General features: G+C 60.0%; 6 protein-coding genes. All 6 read left to right on the top strand.

From position 1 onward, the window contains the following. On the top strand, positions 1-234 hold a 234-nt coding region (gene ybeY / locus JWR14_RS25120), incomplete at its 5' end, for an rRNA maturation RNase YbeY (protein ID WP_299713662.1). A gap of 36 nt (positions 235-270) precedes the next feature. Continuing rightward, on the top strand, positions 271-930 hold the full coding sequence (locus JWR14_RS25125; protein WP_299713677.1) for a gamma-glutamylcyclotransferase: 660 nt from the start codon (positions 271-273) through the stop codon (positions 928-930). A gap of 235 nt (positions 931-1,165) precedes the next feature. Next, complete coding sequence (locus tag JWR14_RS25130; RefSeq protein ID WP_299713665.1) at positions 1,166-2,083, top strand: transporter associated domain-containing protein; 918 nt, start codon at positions 1,166-1,168, stop codon at positions 2,081-2,083. 218 nt (positions 2,084-2,301) lie between these two features. Next, on the top strand, positions 2,302-4,020 hold the full coding sequence (gene lnt / locus JWR14_RS25135; protein ID WP_299713668.1) for an apolipoprotein N-acyltransferase: 1,719 nt from the start codon (positions 2,302-2,304) through the stop codon (positions 4,018-4,020). A 28-nt stretch (positions 4,021-4,048) separates the two neighbouring features. Next, positions 4,049-4,498, top strand: a complete 450-nt coding sequence (locus JWR14_RS25140) for a GNAT family N-acetyltransferase (RefSeq protein WP_299713671.1) — start codon at positions 4,049-4,051, stop codon at positions 4,496-4,498. 182 nt (positions 4,499-4,680) lie between these two features. Continuing rightward, positions 4,681-5,351 (top strand): glycine--tRNA ligase subunit alpha (locus JWR14_RS25145; protein ID WP_299713674.1); only part of this gene is annotated, 671 nt, incomplete at its 3' end.

Raw genomic sequence — 5,351 nt, forward strand, 5'->3', positions numbered from 1 at the left:
GATCCGGTCACGGGCGACCTGGTGCTGTGCTGTCCGGTAGTGGAACGCGAGGCGCGCGAACAGAACAAGCCGCTCGCCGCGCATTACGCGCATCTGATCGTGCACGGTACGCTGCATGCTCAGGGCTACGATCATGAAGATTCAGCGGAAGCGGAAGAAATGGAATCGATCGAAACCGGCATCATGCAAAAGCTCGGTTTCACCGATCCTTACCTGCCGTTGCCGCCCAACTAAGCCGTGACTGACGACCCTTCCCCGCTTCCTGAACTGATGAAGGAACTGCCTTCACAGATTCCCGACCACTATCCACCGGTGTTCGAGGAGTCGCGTCTTCTCACCGACGAGGAACTCGCGGCATCGCGTGAAAAAGCGTTGGCGCAGTGGGATCGCAAGACGGATCTCTGGCTGTTCGGCTATGGCTCGCTGATCTGGAACCCGGGCTTGCCTGCCGTGGAAACGGTGCGCAGCAAGGTGCACGGTTATCATCGCGGACTGTATTTGTGGTCGCGCGTGAATCGCGGCACGCCTGAGCAGCCTGGGCTCGTGCTGGCGCTGGATCGCGGCGGTTCATGCTCAGGCATGGCGTTCCGGCTGGCCGCCGAAGGCGCGGAGCCGCACCTCGACGTGCTGTGGCGACGCGAAATGGCAATGAATTCGTATCGCGTCGCGTGGTTGCCGTGCACGCTGGTGGACGGCCGCCGCGTGGAGGCGCTGGCGTTTGTGATGCGGCGCGAGGCGTCCACCTACACCGGCAAGCTCGCCGACCCGATGGTGCGCCACGTGCTCGGCTGCGCCACCGGCCGATACGGCACCACGCTCGAATACGTCAGCCGTACGGTCGAGGCGCTGCGCGAATGCGGCATGCCGGACCGGCAGCTCGAAGCGCTGTTGCAGCGCTGCTGGCGAGATGCCAATTCGTCGCAGGAATGAGCGTGGCGGCATGCGTTAAAAGCACGCATAAAACTGCTCCGAATGCCTGGTAACTTACTTAAACGCGACCGATCGGCTAACGTCACTGGCTCGACATACTCCGCCGATATTTATCAGTTACGATGTTTCTACGAGATTTGAACGTCTTCGTGCCGGCCCGAATTGGCGCGAATTTTCCTTGGTGTATTCTTAACTTTCCGAAATTTCGCGTCCGGAACAATCCGGGCGCCCCACTATGAACGACGCCTATCCCAGTCGACGACACACCGACAAACCGCCGGAAAAGCGCACGCTGCTTGAGCGCCTGACCGATTTCATCTCGCACGAACCTGAATCGCGCGACGAATTGCTGGAAGTCCTTCAGGACGCCCACGAACGCAATCTGCTCGACGCGGATTCGCTCTCCATGATTGAAGGCGTGTTCCAGGTTTCGGAACTCTGCGCGCGCGACATCATGATTCCGCGTGCCCAGATGGACGCCATCAACATTTCCGAAACGCCCGAGCAATTCATTCCGTTCATGCTCGAAAAAGCGCACTCGCGCTATCCGGTATTCGAAAGCAACCGTGACAACGTGATCGGCGTGCTGCTTGCAAAAGACTTGCTGCGCTATTACCACGAAGAAGAATTCGATGTCCGCGGCATGCTGCGCCCTGCTGTGTTCATCCCCGAATCGAAACGCCTGAACGTATTGCTGCACGATTTCCGCGTGAACCGGAATCACATCGCCATCGTGGTCGATGAATACGGCGGCGTGGCCGGACTGATCACGATTGAAGACGTGCTGGAACAGATTGTTGGCGACATCGAAGACGAATACGACTTCGACGAAGAAGCCGGCAACATCATCGCGACACCGGATGGCGCGCATCGTGTGCGTGCGCTGACGGGCATCGAGCAGTTCAACGAACAATTCGGCACGCATTACTCCGACGACGAAGTCGACACTATCGGCGGACTCGTCACGCATCGGTTCGGACGCGTGCCGCATCGTGGAGAGAAGGTGCGGATTGACGACTTCGTGTTTGAGATCATGCGCGGCGACGCCCGCCAGATCCACGTGCTGCGTGTACGGCGTGCACCGAATATGAACGTGCTCGACGGCAATTCACGCAACCACCGTGACAGCGATCACGACGACGAACGCGATTGAACACGTCTGATCCGGTTCGATCTCAATAGAGAACAAGGTGGCACGCCAAGCGGCCCTGACTTGCTTAAGCCTGTAACACAGCGTGTTCACACTACGCGTTCAATTGCAGCAGCAGCGGCGTGCCGAACCGCCATGCAGGCGTTTTGCGCCTTTTTCGTGACATGACGAGCGCCGGTCACGCTCCGTCATTCGCTTACTTTCTGCCGACCTCGTAATCCATGGCCGACTCTTCGTCTCCTGTCACCTCCCGGCACGGCTCCCGGCCAATGCCCGCTGAAAACCGCGCTGGCACGGCTCAGTCCTTGCCGTTCTGGCATTACCTCGTCGCGGCCGTACTGGGTGCCGCGAATACGCTTTCGTTTGCGCCTACGCCGCACGGCGGTTGGGTCGAACTGGTGATCTTCACGCTGTTCTTCGCATGGCTTACGCGCACCAATGGCTGGAAAAGTGCGGCGTTGACGGGCTGGGCATTTGGCTTTGGCAACTTCGTCACGGGTGTGTGGTGGCTGTATGTCAGCATGCACGACTACGGTGGCATGGCGGCGCCGCTGGCGGCTGCGGCCGTCGCGTTGTTTTCAATGTATCTCGCGATCTATCCGGCGTTGGCGGGCGTGGTTTGGTCACTGTGCGCGGGCCGTGCGCGTTATGACGACAACGGCTCTTCAACTGCTGTGCCCGTTGATGAACCGCGCTTCGTGCCTACGTGGCACGGCGCGTTTGCCTTTGCGAGCGCATGGGCCCTGGGCGAGTGGTTGCGCGGCCTTGTGTTCACCGGCTTCCCGTGGCTTGCGAGCGGGTATGCGCAAGTCGATGGCCCGTTGGCGGGGTTTGGATCTGTGGCGGGCGTGTACGGCGTGGGTTGGGTGCTAGGGCTGGTGGCGGCGTTGCTCGTGCAAGGGTTCTACGGCTTCAGGCGCAACACAGCCGCACTTGAACCGTCAAAGGCTGCGCGCCTTGCGCCGTTCATCGTGGCAGTGCTGCTACTCGCGTCCGGTATGTTGCTGTCACTAGTCGAATGGACAACCCCAGCCAACGCGCCGCTCACCGTCAGGCTGCTGCAAGGCAACGTGAAGCAGGAGATGAAGTTCGAGCAGGAAGGCGTGGATCAATCGCTGGCGTTGTATAAAAAGCTGATCACCGAGAAGCCTGCGGATCTGATCGTCACGCCGGAAACCGCGTTTCCCGTACTTGCCGTCCAGGTGCCCCCGGACTTGGCACTAGCGCTGCGCAATTTCTCCGACACAACCCATTCATCCATCCTGTTTGGCGCTATCGGTGTCACTGCCTCGGAAGGCCGCGTAACCGGCTACACGAACAGCCTGTTCGGCATCACGCCGAATCAGCGCGACGTGTACCGCTATGACAAACATCATCTCGTGCCATTCGGCGAGTTCGTGCCGGAGGGTTTCCATTGGTTCGTGGCCCTCATGGGCATTCCGCTCGGCGATCTCGGGCGCGGTCCGCCGGTGCAGAAATCGTTCTTCGTGCACAACCAGCCGATTGCCGTCGATATCTGCTACGAAGACATTTTCGGTGAAGAGATTGCACGGACGATTCGCGAACAGGAAGCGCCTGCGGGCATCCTGGTGAACTCGACGAATCTTGCATGGTTCGGCGACACCATTGCGCTGGATCAGCATTTGCAAATGGCCCGCATGCGTTCGATCGAAACCGGCCGCCCCATGCTGCGTTCGACCAACACGGGCACAACCGCGGTGATCGCGGCAAATGGCGCTGTGGTGGCGCGGCTGCCCGTGTACACAGTCGGCTCGCTAGATGCCACCGTCCAGGGCACATCCGGCCGTACGCCGTATGTGACGAGCGGCAACATCACCGTGATCATGGTGTCGCTGTTGCTGCTGGCGTTCGGATTCGCGTTCGCGCCGGGAAAGAATGGCCGCAACAAACCTGACGATAATGGCCGCAAAAAGTCCTGAGCTGGCCCGGTTCGCGATCCGCAAAGCCATGCGAGCCGACGCGGACGCCGCGTGGGAGATCCGCCGCGCCGCCGTGATGAGTGAATGCGCGAACGTGTATCCGTTGGACCAACTGGAACAATGGACCGGCGGCACGGCATCGAGAGCGTTCGCCGATGCCGTAGAAGAGCGTTTCCTCGTGGCAACCGTTGACGGGCATGTCGCAGGCACCGGCATGATCGACCTAGCGACGGGCAAAATCGATGCAATTTTTGTCCATCCGGCGTATATGAAACGTGGCATTGGTGCGGCAATGATGCGTCATCTGGAAACACTCGCCCGATCGCGAGAGCTCCAGGAACTCAAGCTCGACTCCACGCTGAACGCGGCGCCGTTCTATCGCTCACTCGGTTTCGAAGGCGAAGAAATCACGCCATACCGTTCGCCGCGCGGCCTGACCATGGATTGCGTGCCCATGACGAAACGGCTCGACGGATAATCCCCGCTTTTACCGGCCGAATGGCCGATGAGTCCGCCGTTCACCCCCGAAAAGTCGCGCAAGACCCTCATTCCCGCTAAAATTCAACGTTTTAGCCCTCCGGCCGGTGCATTTTTCCGGTCCGCTTCGGCCGCGCGCCGGCTCACCGGCTCAAGCTTCGAAGGCACGCTTCAAAGGCATTCATGCTCACTTTTCAGCAAATCATCCTGACGCTGCAATCCTATTGGGACAACAAGGGTTGCGCGCTTCTTCAACCGATCGACATGGAAGTCGGCGCGGGCACCTCGCACGTGCACACGTTCCTGCGCGCGATCGGCCCGGAACCATGGCGAGCAGCCTATGTGCAGCCGTCACGGCGTCCGAAGGACGGCCGTTACGGCGACAACCCGAACCGCCTGCAGCACTACTACCAATACCAAGTGGTGCTGAAACCCGCGCCGGAAAATATTCTGGACCTGTACCTCGGCTCGCTTGAAGCGCTCGGCTTCGACCTGAAGCAAAACGACGTGCGTTTTGTCGAAGACGACTGGGAAAACCCAACGCTCGGCGCATGGGGTCTCGGCTGGGAAGTCTGGCTGAACGGCATGGAAGTGACGCAGTTCACGTACTTCCAGCAAGTCGGCGGTATTGACTGCAAGCCGGTGCTCGGTGAGATCACCTACGGTCTCGAACGGCTCGCCATGTATCTGCAGAAAGTGGAGAACGTCTACGACCTCGTCTGGACCGAATGGGAAGAGGAAGGCCCGAACGGCCGCGAACTCCGGCGCCTGACCTATGGCGACGTGTATCACCAGAACGAAGTCGAGCAATCCACCTACAACTTCGAGCACGCGAACGTCGACCTGCTGTTCAC

Origin of the sequence: Caballeronia sp. (genome assembly GCF_028292365.1) — a bacterium.
Classification (GTDB): Bacteria; Pseudomonadota; Gammaproteobacteria; order Burkholderiales; family Burkholderiaceae; genus Caballeronia.

Excerpts from the sequence above, each read along its gene's own strand:
- JWR14_RS25140 (WP_299713671.1), top strand. The coding sequence starts at position 4,049 with ATGCGAGCCGACGCGGACGCCGCGTGGGAGATCCGCCGCGCCGCCGTG.
- JWR14_RS25130 (WP_299713665.1), top strand. The coding sequence starts at position 1,166 with ATGAACGACGCCTATCCCAGTCGACGACACACCGACAAACCGCCGGAA.
- lnt (WP_299713668.1), top strand. The coding sequence starts at position 2,302 with ATGGCCGACTCTTCGTCTCCTGTCACCTCCCGGCACGGCTCCCGGCCA.
- JWR14_RS25125 (WP_299713677.1), top strand. The coding sequence starts at position 271 with ATGAAGGAACTGCCTTCACAGATTCCCGACCACTATCCACCGGTGTTC.